The 18,367-nt window shown below is 41.1% G+C and carries 21 protein-coding genes; 14 read left to right on the top strand and 7 right to left on the bottom strand.

What is annotated here, in order from left to right:
- Window positions 1-440: 440 nt before the first annotated feature.
- Window positions 441-1,877 carry a SulP family inorganic anion transporter gene (locus B9T29_RS11470; RefSeq protein WP_086176056.1) on the bottom strand — a complete coding sequence of 479 codons (1,437 nt, stop codon included), beginning with the start codon at window positions 1,875-1,877 and terminating at the stop codon, window positions 441-443.
- Window positions 1,878-2,095: 218 nt separating this feature from the next.
- On the opposite strand from B9T29_RS11470, the gene B9T29_RS11465 reads away from it, so the two are divergent.
- The 3 genes from B9T29_RS11465 to B9T29_RS11455 all read left to right on the top strand — a co-directional run bounded on the left by B9T29_RS11465 (window position 2,096) and on the right by B9T29_RS11455 (window position 3,829).
- The gene (locus B9T29_RS11465) at window positions 2,096-2,707 is read left to right on the top strand and encodes a glutathione binding-like protein (protein WP_086176055.1); all 612 of its coding nucleotides are present in this window, start codon (window positions 2,096-2,098) and stop codon (window positions 2,705-2,707) included.
- A gap of 193 nt (window positions 2,708-2,900) precedes the next feature.
- Window positions 2,901-3,482 carry an NAD(P)H-dependent oxidoreductase gene (locus B9T29_RS11460; RefSeq protein ID WP_086176054.1) on the top strand — a complete coding sequence of 194 codons (582 nt, stop codon included), beginning with the start codon at window positions 2,901-2,903 and terminating at the stop codon, window positions 3,480-3,482.
- A gap of 26 nt (window positions 3,483-3,508) precedes the next feature.
- Window positions 3,509-3,829, top strand: coding sequence for a putative quinol monooxygenase (locus B9T29_RS11455; RefSeq protein WP_086176053.1), 321 nt, complete (start codon window positions 3,509-3,511; stop codon window positions 3,827-3,829).
- A gap of 58 nt (window positions 3,830-3,887) precedes the next feature.
- Here B9T29_RS11455 and B9T29_RS11450 read toward each other — a convergent pair whose 3' ends face one another.
- The 5 genes from B9T29_RS11450 to B9T29_RS11430 all read right to left on the bottom strand — a co-directional run bounded on the left by B9T29_RS11450 (window position 3,888) and on the right by B9T29_RS11430 (window position 6,672).
- Window positions 3,888-4,673 (bottom strand): thiazole synthase, encoded by a 786-nt coding sequence (locus B9T29_RS11450; RefSeq protein WP_086176052.1) that lies wholly within the window; start codon window positions 4,671-4,673, stop codon window positions 3,888-3,890.
- Between the two features lie 11 nt (window positions 4,674-4,684).
- Complete coding sequence (gene thiS, locus B9T29_RS11445) at window positions 4,685-4,882, bottom strand: sulfur carrier protein ThiS (protein ID WP_086176051.1); 198 nt, start codon at window positions 4,880-4,882, stop codon at window positions 4,685-4,687.
- Between the two features lie 19 nt (window positions 4,883-4,901).
- On the bottom strand, window positions 4,902-5,267 hold the full coding sequence (locus tag B9T29_RS11440) for a DUF423 domain-containing protein (protein ID WP_086176050.1): 366 nt from the start codon (window positions 5,265-5,267) through the stop codon (window positions 4,902-4,904).
- 161 nt (window positions 5,268-5,428) lie between these two features.
- Window positions 5,429-6,298 (bottom strand): RNA polymerase sigma factor RpoH, encoded by an 870-nt coding sequence (rpoH, locus tag B9T29_RS11435; protein ID WP_086176049.1) that lies wholly within the window; start codon window positions 6,296-6,298, stop codon window positions 5,429-5,431.
- A gap of 140 nt (window positions 6,299-6,438) precedes the next feature.
- On the bottom strand, window positions 6,439-6,672 hold the full coding sequence (locus B9T29_RS11430; protein WP_086176048.1) for a sulfurtransferase TusA family protein: 234 nt from the start codon (window positions 6,670-6,672) through the stop codon (window positions 6,439-6,441).
- A 382-nt stretch (window positions 6,673-7,054) separates the two neighbouring features.
- Between B9T29_RS11430 and B9T29_RS11425 the strand changes: the two genes are divergently transcribed.
- Window positions 7,055-7,267, top strand: coding sequence for a cold-shock protein (locus B9T29_RS11425; RefSeq protein WP_004648643.1), 213 nt, complete (start codon window positions 7,055-7,057; stop codon window positions 7,265-7,267).
- A 99-nt stretch (window positions 7,268-7,366) separates the two neighbouring features.
- Window positions 7,367-8,518, top strand: coding sequence for an ATP-dependent RNA helicase RhlB (gene rhlB / locus B9T29_RS11420; RefSeq protein WP_086176047.1), 1,152 nt, complete (start codon window positions 7,367-7,369; stop codon window positions 8,516-8,518).
- 132 nt (window positions 8,519-8,650) lie between these two features.
- Here the strand turns inward: rhlB and B9T29_RS11415 are convergent, their stop codons facing one another.
- Window positions 8,651-9,028 carry a hypothetical protein gene (locus B9T29_RS11415; RefSeq protein WP_086176046.1) on the bottom strand — a complete coding sequence of 126 codons (378 nt, stop codon included), beginning with the start codon at window positions 9,026-9,028 and terminating at the stop codon, window positions 8,651-8,653.
- Window positions 9,029-9,255: 227 nt separating this feature from the next.
- On the opposite strand from B9T29_RS11415, the gene B9T29_RS11410 reads away from it, so the two are divergent.
- The 9 genes from B9T29_RS11410 (at window position 9,256) to B9T29_RS11370 (ending at window position 18,342) form a co-directional block, all read left to right on the top strand.
- Entirely contained in the window at window positions 9,256-9,831 is a 576-nt protein-coding gene (locus B9T29_RS11410) for a nitroreductase (protein ID WP_086176045.1), read from the top strand.
- A 33-nt stretch (window positions 9,832-9,864) separates the two neighbouring features.
- Window positions 9,865-10,938, top strand: a complete 1,074-nt coding sequence (locus B9T29_RS11405) for an NAD(P)H-dependent glycerol-3-phosphate dehydrogenase (RefSeq protein WP_086176044.1) — start codon at window positions 9,865-9,867, stop codon at window positions 10,936-10,938.
- Between the two features lie 71 nt (window positions 10,939-11,009).
- Window positions 11,010-11,465, top strand: coding sequence for a SixA phosphatase family protein (locus B9T29_RS11400; RefSeq protein ID WP_086176043.1), 456 nt, complete (start codon window positions 11,010-11,012; stop codon window positions 11,463-11,465).
- A gap of 30 nt (window positions 11,466-11,495) precedes the next feature.
- Window positions 11,496-12,635 carry a type II secretion system protein GspL gene (gspL, locus tag B9T29_RS11395; protein WP_086176042.1) on the top strand — a complete coding sequence of 380 codons (1,140 nt, stop codon included), beginning with the start codon at window positions 11,496-11,498 and terminating at the stop codon, window positions 12,633-12,635.
- The gene (gspM, locus tag B9T29_RS11390) at window positions 12,635-13,114 is read left to right on the top strand and encodes a type II secretion system protein GspM (protein WP_086176041.1); all 480 of its coding nucleotides are present in this window, start codon (window positions 12,635-12,637) and stop codon (window positions 13,112-13,114) included. The genes gspL and gspM overlap by 1 nt, the downstream gene beginning before the upstream one ends.
- 90 nt (window positions 13,115-13,204) lie before the next feature.
- Window positions 13,205-14,215 carry a quinone-dependent dihydroorotate dehydrogenase gene (locus tag B9T29_RS11385; RefSeq protein WP_086176040.1) on the top strand — a complete coding sequence of 337 codons (1,011 nt, stop codon included), beginning with the start codon at window positions 13,205-13,207 and terminating at the stop codon, window positions 14,213-14,215.
- The gene (locus B9T29_RS11380; RefSeq protein WP_086176039.1) at window positions 14,212-14,799 is read left to right on the top strand and encodes a CvpA family protein; all 588 of its coding nucleotides are present in this window, start codon (window positions 14,212-14,214) and stop codon (window positions 14,797-14,799) included. The genes B9T29_RS11385 and B9T29_RS11380 overlap by 4 nt, the downstream gene beginning before the upstream one ends.
- 24 nt (window positions 14,800-14,823) lie before the next feature.
- Window positions 14,824-16,362, top strand: a complete 1,539-nt coding sequence (gene purF, locus B9T29_RS11375; RefSeq protein WP_086176038.1) for an amidophosphoribosyltransferase — start codon at window positions 14,824-14,826, stop codon at window positions 16,360-16,362.
- 129 nt (window positions 16,363-16,491) lie between these two features.
- Window positions 16,492-18,342: a M48 family metalloprotease gene (locus B9T29_RS11370; protein ID WP_416202488.1), complete on the top strand. Its 1,851-nt coding sequence runs from the start codon at window positions 16,492-16,494 to the stop codon at window positions 18,340-18,342.
- Window positions 18,343-18,367 lie beyond the last annotated feature (25 nt).

Here is an 18,367-nt window from a genome sequence, read left to right as displayed (position 1 = left end):
TTTAAGAATTGCAAATAGGTTGCTTCGAATTTTTGAAAAAAGTCATCGATCATGCAGAAGAAATATGTAAAATCGAACATGGTGGCTGAAGGCGTAGGAGGTGTGGTAACTCCCTAATGGTTTTCAGCCACCTTTTTTTCAAGTTAATTTCTTATCCGCGATTCAGGTTAGAATACATTAAATGTATTTCGGCTGAAGATGCATTGCATTTCAGAGGTTCCCCATTAAAAAATCACGTATTCCCTCAAATAAAGGCAGACATTGATATCAAAGCGCCAAAGCGCTTTAAAATTACTGTTTATTTAATAGTCAATATAACAGATTTATCTTTAATAATATGACTTTATCAAGCCGGATATTTTATTTAAGTACTTAAAATTCAAAATAAAAGCAGTCTGAATGGACTGCTTTATCTCTCAGATTCAGTTCAAATTTATAACTTAAGAACTGACACGGTCAATCAAGGTACTGCTGGCTTCATTTAAACCCGTCAAAGTGGTTTGTATGCCTTTAGCTTCAAACTTCTGTACCACGGCATTCAGCATATTCACCGAAGTAATATCCCAAATATGCGCATGCGTCAGATCAATGGTGACTTGATCAATCTGCTCTTGAAAGTCAAAAAACTGGAAGAATTTTTCTGAACTGCTAAAGAAGATTTGACCGCTAATTACATAGTGGCGTTGATTATTATGCAGGCTTGATTGTACTTTCACTTCCCTTTCAAGCTTGTTGATAATGAACAGCGCAGACAGTAACACACCAGTCAATACGCCTAAAGCCAGGTTATGCGTTGCCAGTACCACAATCACCACAGCAATCATCACCACATTAAATGACACAGGATGCTGGCGGAACTGTTTCACTGAACCCCATTGGAAAGTGGTCAAGGCTACCATCACCATAATGGCCACCAATGCCGCCATCGGCACATAAGCCAGCCAGTCTTTTAAGAAAACGACCAGGCAGAGCAAGAATACACCAGCCACCAAAGTCGACAGACGGGTACGTGCACCAGAAGACACGTTAATAATCGACTGACCAATCATGGCACAACCGGCCATACCGCCCATAAAACCACTGACAATATTGGCAATCCCTTGACCGCGACATTCCTGATGACGGTCAGCTTCAGTTACTTCATTAATCACCGTTGTAGTCATCATGGTTTCCAGTAAACCGACTGTGGCAAGAGTGATGGAATAAGGGAAGATGATTTGCAGCGTTTCGAAGTTCAGCGGAATTTCTGGAATCAAAAAGATCGGCAAAGTATCAGGGAATTGTCCTAAATCACCGACGCTACGCATGTTGGCACCCAGTAAAACAGCTAAACTACTCAGCACTACAATACAGATTAAAGGTGAAGGAATGGCTTTGCCAATTTTGGGCAAATAAGGAAACAGATAAATAATGCCAAGGCCAAGCGCCATAAATAAATAGCCTAAGCTATCCATTTTGCCGATTTCAGGCAGCTGTGCAGCAAAAATCAAAATGGCGAGGGCATTCAAAAAACCATAGACGACAGACTGTGAAACAAAACGCATCAGTTTTGCCACTTTAAAATAGGCTGCAATCACCTGAATGATCCCGGTTAAAATTGTGGCCGCCAGTAAATATTGCAGCCCATGATCTTTTACCAAGGTAATCATCAGCAAAGCCATGGCACCCGTGGCAGCAGAGATCATCGCAGGACGACCACCAAAAAATGCAATTGATACTGCTATACAGAAAGAGGCGTATAAGCCTACCTGCGGATCAACCCCAGCGATAGCTGAAAAAGCGATGGATTCGGGAATTAAGGCTAAACCGACCACCAAACCGGCCAATACATCAGTACGGATATTGGAAAACCATTGTTCTTTTTTCAGGTTAATCACACTAATTGCTTTCACAAATTTTAAAGATGCGTATGTTAAAACAAGTTTAATAAAAAATGCATAACAGTTTTAATTGAAAATATGCGTGATTTATACAATATTCAAAAGGTAAGGGATTTTTATACATTTACGCTTTTTTGCAATTTACTGGTTTGATCACTTGAAAGTTTGTTAGAAGCAATTTAAAACAGTAAATAGATATATAACAAGGATCAGGTATGAAGCTTTATTATTCTCCAGGTGCATGTTCTTTGGCATCCCACATTATTTTAAATGAAATTAATGTTGATTTTGACTTGGAGCGCGTTGATTTAAAAACACATAAAACTGAAAAAGGCACAGATTATTACGAAATTAACCCTAAAGGTTATGTTCCGGCTTTAGAAATTAATCCAGGTTTGATCCTTACTGAAAATGTTGCCATTTTACCTTTCCTTGCTCAGCACGACCCTAAACAAGATTTGATTCCACCATCCGGGCTTGGGCGTGCCAAAGTTCTAGAATGGTTGGGATATTTAAACTCAGAATTACATGATGCTTATGCGGTTTTCTTTGGTACTCCCTTGGAAAAAGAAGCAAAAGAAAAAGCCTACGCCGAAATCGACCGTTTATTGACTTATATCGATAAAGCAATTGGCGAGTCAGATAACGATTATCTGGTCGATGATAACTTTGGCCCGGCAGATGCATATCTATTCGTATTAACCAACTGGTCGAATGGTATCGAACATGACTTAATGCCGTATAAGAATATTATTGCTTTGCGTAATAAAGTGGCAGAACGCCAATCGGTACAGATTGCCATGCGAGATGAAGGCCTTATCCCTTAATATTTGCATTGACTTGAAAAAGCACCTAAGGGTGCTTTTTTCTTTTTTGGTTTTAAAACGTGTTAGAAGTAAAAGGATTTGAGAATGATATTATTGATTTTTTATCAATAGTATTTTGCAAATTCATGAATTTTTATCAATAAAATATTTGAGTATATTGGCCTTATGAAAATATATGATTCAAGGCGAATGAATGAGTAATATCCTGATTGTGAATGGTGCCAAGCAGTTTGCACACTCGAATGGCGAGTTAAATGACACTTTAACTGGGTTGGCAAATGCTGTGCTGAGTGAACTGGGTCATCGCGTTAAAATTTCACGTGCAGATAGCGACTATGAAATTCAGGAAGAAATTCAAAAATATGTATGGGCAGATGTCATTATTTACCAAATGCCAGGATGGTGGATGGGTGCACCATGGACAGTAAAAAAATATATGGATGATATTTTTACCGAAGGGCATGGCATCTTATATGCCAGCGATGGTCGATCGCGTTCGGATGCATCGAAGAAATATGGTTCCGGTGGCCTTATTCACGATAAAAAGTATATGTTGTCCTTAACCTGGAATGCACCTATCGAAGCTTTTAATGACCCTGAGCAATTTTTTCATGGTGTTGGGGTGGATGGTGTTTATCTGCCATTTCATAAAGCCAATCAATTTTTGGGGATGAAAGGTTTAGATACTTTCATTGTGAATGATGTGATTAAAATGCCCAATGTCGCTCAGTACGAACATGACTATCGTCAACATCTTATGAATATCTTTGCCTAATTGATCGCTTGTTTAAGGAATAAACCATGTTGACTATTATTGCAGATATTCAGCTTCGCCCAGGCACTGAACATCGTGAAAAAGTACTAAACGCCTTTAGGAAAATAACACCTGTTGTTTTGCAGGAAGAGGGCTGTCACGGTTATCAATTACTGATCGATCATGAATCGGATGTTCATTATCAGACGAAAATACCTGATTCAATTACCATGTTGGAACATTGGGAAAGTGTTGAACATTTGAATGCACATTTACAGACACCGCATATGCAAGCCTATCAGCAGCAAGTTAAAGATGATGTGCTGAATGTAAAAATCCGGATTATGCAAAAGGGTTTAAGTGCTTAGGGTACATTTTGAAATATAAAAAAAGGACTCATTTGAGTCCTTTTTCAGATTTTTAACTTTATTTAAAGAAATAACCGGTTTCAGGCGAGCTGGCATTGGCCATGCGTTTACGTGGCATGCGGCCTGCAAGGAATGCTTCACGTCCGGCTTCTACGGCTTTTTTCATCGCAGATGCCATTAAAACCGGGTTTTGTGCAGCTGCAATGGCGGTATTCATCAGTACACCGTCACAGCCGAGTTCCATTGCAATCGCTGCATCACTGGCAGTACCTACACCAGCATCGACCAGTACCGGAACTTTGGCATTTTCCTTAATAATCGAAATGGTGTGCGGATTTAAAATGCCCAGCCCTGAACCAATAAGGCTACCTAAAGGCATAATGGCTACACAGCCCATGCTTTCTAATTCTTGGGCAATAATCGGGTCATCTGATGTATACACCATAACCTCAAAGCCATCATCAATTAAGGTACGCGCTGCTTTTAAGGTTTCAGTGACATTTGGATAAAGGGTTTTTTCATCGCCCAGTACTTCCAGTTTCACCAAGTTGTGTCCATCCAGCAGTTCACGTGCCAGCATACAAGTGCGTACTGCGCTGTTGGCATCAAAACAACCTGCTGTATTAGGCAGAATGGTGTATTTTTCTGGTGGAACGACAGAAAGCAAATTCGGCTGATCAGGATGCTGGCCAATATTGACCCGACGGATGGCAACCGTGACGATCTCTGCGCCGCTGGCCTGAATAGCCAGGTCAGTTTCAGTTAAATCTTTATATTTACCTGTACCGACCAATAAACGTGAATTAAATGTACGAGAACCAATTATAAGCGGGGTGTCTTCCATGGGAGCTCCGATTAACCGCCACCGACGGCATGAATAATTTCAATATGATCTTCAGCGCAAATCGGAGTCTGTGCCAATTTGCTTTTGGAAATGATCATTTCATTCTGTTCTACAGCAAAGCGTTTTCCTTCAAGTTCAAGCTCTTGAATTAGTTCTAATAAATTGGTGCATGTGGTATTTTTTGCTTCGCCATTTAAATAAATCTGCATCTCTATTTTCCCTTTAATTTTATTTCACGTATTTAAAGGCATTCCACGCCAATACCAGCCAGCCTGCAATCATCAAAGCACCGCCAATCGGGGTAATGGCACCTAAAAAGCGGGGTAGGCCCAATGCCATGACATAGAGTGAGCCACAGAAAAAGAGAATACCGACCTGTATCAGTATAAAACTTGCTTTAATGGGAAGCTGGGGAAGTACTCTGGCTAAAATGGCAAGCGCCAAAAGTCCAAGTGCATGATAGAAAAAATAATCAGTTGCGGTATGCCACCATGCCAATTGAGCTTCAGTTGCACGTGTTTTTAAACCATGGGCACCGAAAGCACCCAGCATGACAGCAAAAGCTAAATTGAGGGCTGAAATTGCAATCCACATAAGCAATGACTACCTGAGTAAATTTGCGCATAACTTAGCATATTCTGACACTTGCACGAAAGGCAAAAAGCAACATTCCTGCAGCCTATATATGAAAAAAGAGCACGCAGCCCTTTTTTTCAAAATATCATAAAATTGGTTCGGTCACTTAGTTGGAAGACTTAATTAGATGACATGGCGACCTTAATTTTTTCCATGGCATTTTTTTCTAATTGACGAATACGCTCGGCAGATACGTTATATTCAGCAGCCAGCTCATGTAGTGTTGATTTTTCATCATCTAACCAGCGACGCTGTAAAATGTTGCGTGAACGGTCATCCAGCTGATCCATGGCATCATGCAGGGCAGAAGTACTCTGTTCCTCGTAGTCTTCTTCCTCAGCCAAACGTGCCGGATCGTAACGGTTATCTTCCAGATATAAGGCTGGAGCGACATGGGTCGAGCCTTCATCATCGTCATCGCCTTGTGCTTCAAAGGCAGCATCATAAGCGGTTAGACGGCCTTCCATTTCCAGCACCTGTTCAGGTGTCACATTCAAGTCATTGGCAATGGATTGTGCTTCATCCAGGGTTAATTTTTTACTGGATTTTTTTAGGCTACGTAGATTGAAGAATAATTTACGTTGCGCCTTGGTGGTGGCAATTTTAACAATACGCCAGTTACGGATTACGTATTCATGAATTTCAGCTTTAATCCAATGCACGGCAAAAGACACCAAACGCACACCCATATTCGGGTCAAAGCGTTTAACTGCTTTCATCAACCCTAAGTTGCCTTCTTGAATCAGATCGCCTTGTGGTAAACCATAGCCTGCGTAACTACGCGCAATATGTACCACAAAACGCAAATGCGACATTACCAGCATTTTTGCGGCATCTAAATCTTGGTCATAATAATAGCGTTCGGCTAACTCTTTTTCTTGTTCAGCCGTCAAAATAGGAATCTGATTGACAGTACTTATATAAGCACCGAGATTTACCCCTGGTGCCGATAATGACAGGGGCATCAATTGATTGCTGCTGTCACTCATGTGTTCTCCTTGAGAGTTGGATGACATAACCATCTTAATAAATTTATCTTAATCCAATATTTCCGTGAAATTAGGAACTTTGGGTAGAAAAATGTAATTTTTTATGCACATTTGAAACGTTCTAGTTTAATTGAAAATAATTAAGATTCAATTAAGTAGTGATACTCAGAATCAGAAATTTTGCTCATTTGGCAACTCATCTGATGTATCTGGCAATAACGGCTTACATCTTGCTGACTATGCGGATCTGAAGATTTGAGTAAAAATATGCCGCCTGATTTGTTATTGATCGCTCGCTTAAGCATCAATAATGGCATGGGGCAAGGCTTACCCATTGCATCAATAATTATTGCTGAATTGGCTAGATCATTCATCACATTCTATATCTGATTAACATTAAATAAATATTAGCAAATTTGGTGCCAAAGCCCAATAAAATTATATAACTTAAACATAAATATACTTATCTAAAATAAGGAAATAATTAGTAAAAAAGAAGCGGAATCAAAAAGAAGATTAATCAAAAAAAACAGTATGAATTGTTATAAACCCGTGTTAAGCTCGTCGCGTATTCAAAATTAATGACACTATTTCAGGTGTCTTAAAATGAATATTGCAATGGATGTAACCGGGATTTTGTTAATAGTAATACAGAATGATTACAAGCTTAGAAATAATAATTATTTTTAAACCTTGTTTACTCTGCTGTTTGCAACACCGGGTGGTCCTTTAATTAAATACAATGAGGATTAACTTATGACAGCTCGTGAACAAGGCGTAGTTAAATGGTTCAACGACACTAAAGGCTTCGGCTTTATTCAACGTAACGGCGGCGACGACGTATTTGTTCATTTCCGCGCTATCCAAGGTGACGGTCACCGTTCACTTCGTGACGGCCAACGTGTTGAATTCAGCGTAGTTAAAGGTCAAAAAGGCTTCCAAGCTGAAGAAGTACAACCTTTAGACTAATCGCCTGATTATTCATGAGAACGCCCCAATGTAATTTGGGGCGTTTTTGTTTATAATAGACTCCTATTTTTCCTGATCATTAAGTTAGAGCACATTTATATGTCATCTGGTTTTGAAACCTTAAATTTACATCCGAAACTGAAACAGGCAATTGATGCTTTAGGTTTCAAAGAAATGACACCTATTCAGGAAAAGGTTTTAAAATTCACTTTGGCTGGACATGATGCCATTGGTCGTGCACAAACCGGTACGGGAAAAACAGCGGCTTTTCTGGTCAGCGTGATTAATGATTTGCTGAATAATCCGATCAAACAACAGCGTTTTCGTGGTGAAGCGCGTGCATTGATTCTTGCACCTACACGTGAGCTGGCTTTACAGATTGAAAGTGATGCCAAGGAGCTTACCAAATTTACCGATTTGCATCTGGTGACTTTGCTGGGTGGAGTAGATTTTGATAAGCAGAAAGCACAGCTGGATAAAAATTTTGTCGATATTATTGTGGCGACTCCAGGCCGTTTAATTGATTTCGTTGAACAAAAAGAAGTCTGGCTGGACCAGATTGAATTTTTGGTGATTGATGAAGCAGACCGTTTACTGGATATGGGCTTTATTCCATCGGTAAAACGTATTGTGCGTTTTTCTCCGCGTAAAGAACAACGTCAAACATTAATGTTCTCTGCAACTTTTAGCTATGATGTGTTGAACCTGGCGCAGCAGTGGTTGTTTGAACCGGTGACTGTAGAAATTGAGCCAGAAAAGAAAACCAATGCCGATGTAGAGCAACGCGTTTATATGGTTGCTAAAACAGATAAATATAAGTTGTTGCAAGAAATCTTACGTGATGAACCAATTGAAAAAGTCATGATCTTTGCCAATCGTCGTGATCAGGTGCGCAAACTTTATGATCACCTGAAAAAAGACGGTTATAAAGTGGTGATGCTGTCTGGTGAAATTGCACAGGACAAGCGCTTGAAAATGCTGGATCAGTTCAAGAATGGTCAACATAATATTATGATCGCGACAGATGTTGCAGGTCGTGGAATCCATGTGGATGGCGTGTCGCATGTGATTAACTTTACCCTACCTGAACAGTCGGATGACTATGTCCATCGTATTGGCCGTACCGGTCGTGCGGGAACCAGTGGCGTGAGTATCAGTTTCCTATCTGAAGATGATGCATTCTATCTTCCGGAAATTGAAAAGGCCATTGGCCAGAAATTACCTTTAACCCGTTTGGAAGGTTATTGCTAGTTTTAAGATATTGATCTCAGCATATAAATAATATGTTAAACAAAAAGCCGCTTAAATAAGCGGCTTTTTACTTGAATACTTTAGATATCTCATCTGATTCATAAAATGAAATAGGCAATATTTAAAGGGAAATTATTTTGCTCGACAGCTAAATGTCAGTACGGTTTGATAGTCTTCATCGCGTGCCAGACTGCCGCTTTTACCGGCCAGGGTACCAAGTACACTGGTTGCAGCCTGAATCATTTGTCCGGTTTTTTCATCTACTACACCTTTTAAGGCACCGTTGTATTCAGTTTTTTCATTCACGATAACAGGCATGGCTTTTTTACCACACGCATTATTGGCTGCAGTAATCGCATTATTTTTAGAAATTAAACTGCTTTTACCGATACCCGTCACTTCATATTGATTATTTTCTTTTTGAATCGCTAACGATGTGGTTGGATTGGATGTACAGGCAGTTAAGGCGACAGCAACGGCAACAGAAGCGAGTGCAAAAACTTGTTTCATCTTTTTCCCCTGGGATTGTTTTAAAAAGAGTTTGAATTATTTGAACATGATTTTTTGAATGATTTTTGAAGGACTTGTATGAAATATGCAGCTTTATATGAACTCTCTGTGACTGAAAGTTGGTTAAGTTAGCTATTGTGGAGTAGACATTCACTCAACGCTCTAGAGTATCTAAACAAGATTATGCTAATCTTGATGAAATATTTAGTACACAGATATCAAAGTCAATGACGGATTCAGCGGTAGACACGGTTCATCAAAATATTCATCAACGTCAGTCGATTGGGCATTTGGTTGAGCCTGCACCGAATGCGCAGCAACTGGAGAAAGCCTTTCAGGCGGCTTTGACTGCACCAGATCATCACCGTTTAAAGCCTACCCGTTTTGTGGTGATCCCGAGTGATCAGCGTGAAGCTTTTGGTGAGTTGCTTTCTAAAGCTCTGGCAGATATGGGTGAAACCGATCCGGCTCAGTTGGATCGTGTTAAGCATCATCCATTTCGTGCACCGCTGCTGGTTTTGGCATTAACCCAGTTTCAGCCACATCCCAAAGTGCCTAATTTTGAACAAACCTTAAGTTCAGGTGCGGCAATCGAAAACTTTTTGCTATCTTTGCAAGTTCAGGGCTTTTCAACCATGTGGCGAAGCGGGGCAGTGGTTGAATCGCGATTATTCAAGCGAAACCTGGGGCTGGCGGAAGATGATTTAATTTCTGGAATTATTTATATTGGAACCGCGGCGAAAGCGATTCCAGCGCGTACAGCAGTGGATACACAAAACTATGTCAGTTACTGGAATAAGTAACTGTATTGAATCATGAGTTGAGATATAAAAATAATGTCAGAGTTGAAATTTTCACATCTTGTTGAACCGGTTGCAATCGATCAAAAAACGGCTTTGCGTGTAACAGTATTGGGTGGTGGTAGTTTTGGTACTGCTATGGCCAATACTGCGGTACGTAATGGTTGCGACACCATGATCTGGATTCGTGATGAAGCGGCAGCAGCAGAAATTAACCAAACCCATGTCAATAAACGCTATTTACCCGATTTTGTTTTGGAGTCGGGCTTAAAGGCAGTGTCAGATTTGGAAACGGCTGTTTGTAATCGTGACATTATTTTAGTGGCTATTCCGAGTCATTCTTTTCGAGATGTACTCCAACAAATCAAGCCTTTTATTACTTCGCAGGCTGTCATTTCCTTAACCAAAGGCATTGAAGCTAAAACCTTCCATTTTATGAGCGATATTATTCGTGAGGAATTGCCTCAGGTTCCGTATGGCGTGCTTTCCGGACCGAATCTGGCTAAGGAAATCATGGCTGGACAACCGGCAGGAACGGTTATCGCCAGCCAATCGGAACTGGTGCGTTATGCGGTACAGCAAGCGTTGCATAGCGCATTGTTCCGGGTTTTTGGTAGCGATGATGTGCATGGTGTGGAATTGGGCGGGGCGTTAAAAAATATCTATGCTGTTGCCATGGGTATGGCTGCTGCTTATAAGGTGGGTGAAAACACCAAGAGCATGATTCTGACCCGCGCACTGGCAGAAATGAGCCGTTTCGCGGTGAAACTGGGCGCAAACCCGCTGACATTCCTGGGATTGTCTGGCGTGGGTGACTTGTTTGCCACCTGTAGTAGTCCGCTCAGCCGTAACTATCAGGTGGGTTTTGCTTTAGGTTCGGGTAAGACTTTGGAACAGGCCACTAAAGAATTGGGTCAAACCGCTGAAGGGATTAATACCATTATTCAGGTACGCAGCCGCTCGGAAGAATTGGATGTGTATATGCCCATTACCAGTGCTTTATATGATGTGATTTTTGAAGGGGCTCCACCTTTAAGCATCGCACTTTCACTCATGAAAAATGGGCATCGTAGTGATGTGGAATTTGTTTTGCCGCATAATGAAGTGTAATTTTTTAATAAGATTATTACCTTCATAAAGCTTGGTTATAATTGCTGCATATTCGAAAATAAGGAAATTTTATGCAACTTACCTTAGTCCGTCATGGTGAAGCTGCTCCAGCGCTGCATGGCAATGATGACAAGCGTCCTTTAACCGAGCGTGGACATACGCAGGCTCAACTCACCGCAGAATATTTAAAGGATATCATCCGGCCTGATGCCTTTGTGGTCAGTCCTTTATTGCGTGCGCAAGAAACCTTGGCCCATCTGCAACATTATTTTCCTGATGTGCCAGTCGTGGTGTGCAATAAAATCAAACCCGATGACGATGCAAAACTGGCAGTGGACTGGTTGTCACAGTTGCCTTATGAATCCATTGTGGTGGTGTGTCATATGAATGTAGTAGCACATATTTCGTCATTGTTGACAGCAGAACCTTTTCATCCGTATGCTTTGGCTGAAGCGCGGATATATGAGCAAGCAGTCATTGCAACTGGGTTATCAACCCAGTTAAAAAGTTTTATTCCAAACGCATAAAATATTAATTAAAACGGCAGAAAAACATTAATGTTGTATTTATGGATGCCTGAAGCCAATGGGGTTTGGCAATGGTCGACTGGAGAAAGCTGGTCTCAGGCCACTAGTCTTGAACAGTTGATTCAAGATACTCAAGGCTATCATGGGCAAGAAGCGGTAGTTTTTTTCCCGAGTCGCGATGTGCAAATGCTGCAACAGAGTCTGGCTAAGCCTCAATACAAGAAATTGGGTGCGGATGGGGTCAAATATTTATTAGAAGAATTTGTGGTTTTACCCATCGATTCCATGAAAGTATTACATCATTTTCAAAATCCAGATCAATTAATCATTTTGGGTATGGCACAGAGTACCGTTGAAACCTTGCAACATGCTTTGAACCTGATTCCGGTTAAAGTTATTTCCTTATTGCCTGATTTTCTCATTTTGCCGGTTCCAGAAGTGGGGCAAATTATCATTGCCAACCTGTCTGGGCACTTGCTGGTGCGTGAAAGTGAATTTATGGGAAATTCGGTAGATGATTTGGCACTGTTTTTAGATTATCAGCCGCAAGGTCAATCTTATAAAATCAGTAATTTTACTGCTGAACAAATGCAAAGCCTTGAAGCCATGGTGACGCATGAACAGATTGAAACTTTTGATTATGCCGTGCCCTTATTAAAAAAAGCACAACATCATCCTTTTAATATTCTACCTAAAGCCAAAAATAGCACGGGTGTATCAGGCTATTGGAAAGCGTGTGCTGCGGTATTGGTTGCTGCTTTAGTGGTTCAGTTTGGCTATGATGTAACCCGTTGGTATAAATATAAAAAGGTGGCAGACCAGACTGCAGTGCAAGCTGTTGATCAGTATAAATACTGGTTTGGGCAGAGTAGCCGTGTTACCGAACAGAATTTAAAAAGCCAGTTTGAAAGTCATGTGCGCTTGAATAAAAGCGCCAATACTCAAGCCTTGCAGTTACTCAGTCGTATTGGCCCGGTGCTCATGCAAAACCAGATTGTGGCTAATCGTGTCCATTATGAGGCTTCAGCTTTAAACATGGAATTGAAAGCAAATTCATCTACTGTGCTGCAAAATTTAATCCAGCAGCTGAATCAGCAAGGCTTTAAGGCAGAATTGGGTAATATTCAGCCGAACGGTGCGGGTGTAATGGGATTGGTGAAAATACAATAATGAATACCTCAGAAAAACTGCAAAACTCGATTGATCAGTCCATTGAAAGAATCACTGATTATCTGGATCGGCTGTCTGTACGTGAACGTTATATGGTGATCTTTACCACTATTTTTGTTGTGGTTGCGGCCATTGGTTCAGCGCTTTGGTATATGCATGCTGCCGCGAATAAACAGCAGAATCGGGTCAATGATTTAAAAGACATGATGGTGTGGATGCAAAGCAATGCGGTGACCATGAAACCTGCAGATGATTTGCAGTTAACTGCGGCAGATAAAGTGCAGCGTGTTGCCCAGCAGCAGGGATTATCTGTGGCATCGCAACAAGCAGGTGAGCAAATTCAGATTGTGGCAGTGCATGAAAATTATGCGATTCTGGCCAATTTTTTAACCCAATTGACGCAGATGGGTCTAAGCCTTGAAAAAATAGAATTAATTTCAGAAGCAGGACAGATTAAATTAACAGCGACAGTGCAATAATGGGTAAAAATAAAGATCTGCTAAGCATGGTGTTTTGTACAGGCTATGCCTATAATATGGCGACTTAAAAAGCAGTAGACTTTTATAGATATGTTGTATTCTCTTGCCCGCCCTTTGTTGTTTTCTTTAGCACCAGAGCGTGCACATGAGCTAACATTATCGTTATTGAAATCAGCTCATCGCATGGGCATGATGCGTCAAAACGTAGCGTCCAAACCTGTGACCTGTATGGGAATCGAATTTCCCAATCCGGTAGGTTTGGCAGCCGGTTTAGACAAAAATGGCGCTTATATTGATGCCCTGGCTGGACTGGGTTTTGGTTTTATTGAAATTGGAACCATTACGCCACGTCCTCAATCGGGCAATCCGCATCCCCGTTTATTCCGTTTACCTGAAGCCAAAGCCATTATTAACCGTATGGGGTTTAATAATGATGGGGTAGACAAGCTGGTTGAAAATGTCAAAGCAGCAAAATTCAAAGGCATTTTAGGCATTAATATTGGTAAAAATGCTGATACGCCAGTTGAAAATGCAGTGGATGACTATCTGATCTGTCTTGAAAAAGTCTACAACTACGCTTCGTATATTACTGTCAATATTTCATCACCGAATACCAAAAATTTGCGTAGCCTGCAAAGTGGCGATGCACTGACCGAATTGTTGCAAACCTTAAGAAAACGTCAGCTTGAACTGGCTGAAGAACATCAGCATTATGTACCTTTGGTTCTTAAAGTTGCACCAGATCTGACTGCCGAAGATATCGAGTTTATTGCCAAACAACTCATCCAGTTTAAAATTGATGGTTTGATTGTGACCAATACTACCTTGTCTCGTGAAGGGGTAGAAAATCTCAAGCATGGTGATGAAGCAGGCGGCTTGTCCGGTGCTCCGGTATTTGAAAAAAGTACTGCTTGTCTGGCAGCTTTTGCTAAAGCACTGAAAGGTCAAGTTCCATTGATTGGAGTGGGTGGTATTTTGTCGGGTGAACAGGCGGTTGCGAAACAGGAAGCAGGCGCTAACCTTGTACAAATTTATAGTGGCCTCATATATACAGGTCCAGGCTTGGTAAAAGATTGTGTTGATGCTTTAAAAACGCCATGAATACACTGGATATCTTCGTACTGATTATTTTGCTCATTGGAGGGCTAAACGGTTTGCGAAAAGGATTGGTTTCAGCCTTTGCGAACTTGGTAGGATGGATTTTTGCACTGGTCATCGGTGCAAAATATGCAACTATCCTGGCACCTTCGATGGTCTCACTCAGTGCAGATCCAGTAGTACAAAAAATTGCAGCTTTTGCATTTATTGTCTTGGTCATGGTGGTATTAACCTGGATTATTACCGCATTTCTCAACAAGATATTAAAGAGTCTGAAGCTTGGTCCTCTGAATAGACTGGCAGGCGGTGCTTTTGGCTCTTTAAAAGGTTTAATGATTGTACTGATTACCATGCAGGGCATTGGCCCCTGGGTAGAAAGCTCCCCGCATTGGAAACAGTCTAAATTTGTACAACTCCTTATTCCTTATGCACCCTGGGCGACTGAACTTTCTAAAGAAGCGGCGCAAGGGGCACTTGCTCATATCAAGTCCGATGAAGGTGCGCCGACATCTTCCGACTCATCATCTGATAAAACGCAAAAGCATGCAGCGCGTACAGATGAATCAACAAATAATCCTTTTTATTAATCCTAGCTTGTTTGCGAGGTTGCTATGTGTGGAGTAGTTGGTATAGCTGGTAAGTCACCTGTTAACCAAATGTTGTTTGATGCATTAACGATGTTACAGCATCGTGGTCAGGATGCAGCCGGGATAGTAACTTGTCATGAAGGGCGTTTGTTCCTACGTAAAGACAACGGTATGGTACGAGACGTCTTTCATACACGTCACATGCGTGCACTGCTAGGGAATTACGGTATTGGTCATGTGCGTTATCCAACAGCAGGTTCTTCAAGCAGTGCCGAAGCACAGCCATTTTATGTGAACTCGCCTTATGGTATTACCTTGGCGCATAACGGTAATTTGACCAATGCTGAAGAGATTCATGAAGATTTGTTTAAAACAGATCTTCGTCATATGAATACCGATTCGGATTCTGAAGTACTGCTAAACGTTTTTGCACATGAAATGCACAAGAACGGCAAGTTGAATCCTTCACCGGAAGATATCTTTGATGTAGTGTCACGTGTACATGAGCGTTGCAAGGGTGCTTATGGGGTTGTGGCAATGATCACTGGGCATGGTTTGGTCGGCTTCCGTGATCCAAATGGTATTCGTCCATTGATCTATGGTTCGCGTGAAACTGAAAAAGGCATGGAATATATCATTGCTTCCGAGTCTGTAGCGATTACCGCTTTAGGCTTTAAGGTTGAGCGTGATATTGAACCGGGTGAAGCAATCTTGATTACTTCAGAAGGTGAATTGTTCAGCAAGCAATGTGCTGCTGATCCTGAATATCGTCCTTGTATCTTCGAATATGTCTATTTCGCACGTCCAGATGCAATCATCGATGGCATTTCAGTCTATAAAGCACGTTTGAAGATGGGCGAAAAGCTGGCCAATAAAATTATCCGTGAATGGGGTGAGGAGCACGACATCGATGTGGTGATTCCAATTCCAGATACTTCGCGTACTTCCGCTTTGGAACTGGCAAATAGCTTAGGTGTTAAATTCCGTGAAGGTTTTGTGAAAAACCGTTATATCGGACGTACCTTTATTATGCCGGGTCAGCAGCAACGTGAAAAATCAGTACGTCAAAAACTTAACCCGGTTGAGCTTGAGTTTAAAGGCAAAAACGTTTTACTGGTAGATGACTCGATTGTACGCGGTACCACCTGTAACGAAATTATTCAAATGGCACGTGATGCTGGCGCGAAAAAAGTATTCTTTGCTTCAGCTGCACCGATGGTGAAATATCCAAACGTGTACGGTATTGATATGCCGGCAAAAGCGGAATTGATTGCTTCAAACCGTAGCGTTGAAGAAATTCGTGAAATTATTGGTGCTGACCGTTTAATTTTCCAAGATCTGGAAGATTTGAAAGGCGCAGTACGTACCAGTAAAGTACCGGCATTGCAGGAATTTGACTGTTCGGTGTTTGATGGTGTGTATGTGGCAGGTGGTATTGATGCAGCTTATCTCGATAATCTTGAGAATAAGCGTAACGATTCTGCGAAAAAAGCTCAAGACGGCTATATTGATGTTAATATCGATGCGGCATCAGTGGACTTGACTGGCGTGAAAGAAGAATAAATTCTTCTTGCATGCGATGAAAAGCGGGAAATTCCCGCTTTTTTAATTTATGATGAGTAGATAAATACAATGTAATAAAGGAACTTTACATTGAAGAGTGCGGGTTATTCTTTTATTCAAAACAAAAATATGATTTGGTCTGCAAGTATCTGTGTACTTGCGGTGTTGCTTACATTATTTATTTTAAATACCATTTTGGGGTTGAATGTTTTCTATTTTGATCAAACTCAATCCATCTTCTGGCATGTGTTAAGTCCTTATTTGATCGCTTTATTACTGAGTGTGATGGCTGTTTCTATAGGGTATGAGTTTTATGTTTTTCGTTCTGGTGGACATTCACTGGCGAAACAGATGGGGGCTCGTCGTTTAAACTTAATCGAAAGTATTCCTGAAGAAAGTATAGCGCTTAAAATTACTGAACAGCTGGCTGAAACCTTTTTAATTGATACACCTACGGTATATGTATTGCCTGATGAAGTCGGAGTAAATGCACTTACAGCCGGATTTTATCCACGTGATATTGTGATCATTTTAACCTGGGGTGCTTTGCAGAATCTGGATGAATTAGAGTTGTATGGTCTGTTAAGTCATGAATTCAATAAAATTTTATCGGGTGAAACAGCCGAAAATACCCGTCTAAAAATTCTTTACAGCAGCCTGACGACTTTGAGCCAGTGGGGCAGTAAAATTGCCAAATTGGGCTTTACCAAGCATGGTCAGGCATATAGGCATAAACTTGCGACTTTCTTTGTGGCTATGGGTGGGCTGATCTGGTTGGTTGGAAGTTTAGGGGTTTTGATTACCCGTTTTATTAAATATATTTCACTCGGTAGCCGCACTTTTAAGAATGATCAAAAAACCAGACGTCTGATTCAAAATGATGCCAATGTCCAAACCTTATTGAGAATTCATGTACATCATTCAGGATCACAAATTCATAGCGAATATGCAGAATCCATTTCACATATGTGTTTTGCCAATTCTTTAGGCCCACAAAACTGGATGAATATTCATCCGCGTATTGATCAACGTATTTATGAGTTGAATCCTGGCCTGGTGCAGGATTTACAGCTTGAAAATTTGAAGAAATTACGCAATCAGCCCCTATTTAGTTTGTTCCGTTCACTTGAGGAGTTGAACAGTGAAGTCTATATACCCTGGAGCTCCCCGCAACCCTTGCCCTTGCTGCGCCTGTCACCAATCAGTTTTGCCCTGAAGGATGCCATTAAACCCTTAAATCCAGAAATTCGAAACAATATGCAACGTCCTGAATTAATCCAGCGTGCATTGCAGACTGCTACGGGTTCGCGCGAAGTGATGGTGGCGATTTTAATGATTCGTCAGTACCGTGAATTTATTCCTGCTGAAGCAGAAGTCAGTCGTGCCATAGTCGATTCATTGCTGCATCTGGATGGCCGGGTGCATATCTCGATCTTTCGCGAGGCATGTAAAAATATTGGCTCTATGCCAGCGACCATTGCACGCCAGTTTTTAATGAAACTGGCGCGAATTATTCAGGAAGATGGTGAAATTGGTTTATTGGATGCTTTATTGCTTGAATATGTGAAACATGAATTGAATCTTTTACCTATTCATACTCCAACGTCTCTGGATGAGGTGAAACCGCATATTGTGCGTTTGATTGATGCCTTATTACATGTGCAGCAAATTAATAGCCAGAATCAGCTTGATGTGCGTGAAAAAATTCTCAAACGGGTATTAACTGTAAAAGAACTGGAAATGTATGCCGAAATTTCGGATGAGCCGATTGATTTGGCCGAAATTCTGAATGATATTGCGGGTTTACTACTGCGTGACCGTCTGAGTATTTTAGGCATTGCAGAATTATGTTTGTGGAATGATCGTATTATTACCCAAGATGAGCTGGATGTTCTGGAACTGTTGTATTGGCGTTTTGGTTTTGAAACCGATGAAATTGTCGAGTTGATGCAGAAGAAAAACAGTTTGATGATTGTCTAATCCCCATCCGACAAAATGCCGGATG

The sequence above is a fragment of the Acinetobacter sp. ANC 3903 genome (genome assembly GCF_002135315.1).
In the GTDB taxonomy this organism is placed as follows: domain Bacteria; phylum Pseudomonadota; class Gammaproteobacteria; order Pseudomonadales; family Moraxellaceae; genus Acinetobacter.
Note: the sequence above shows the minus strand (reverse complement) of the source record. Positions and strands in the feature narration are given on the sequence as shown.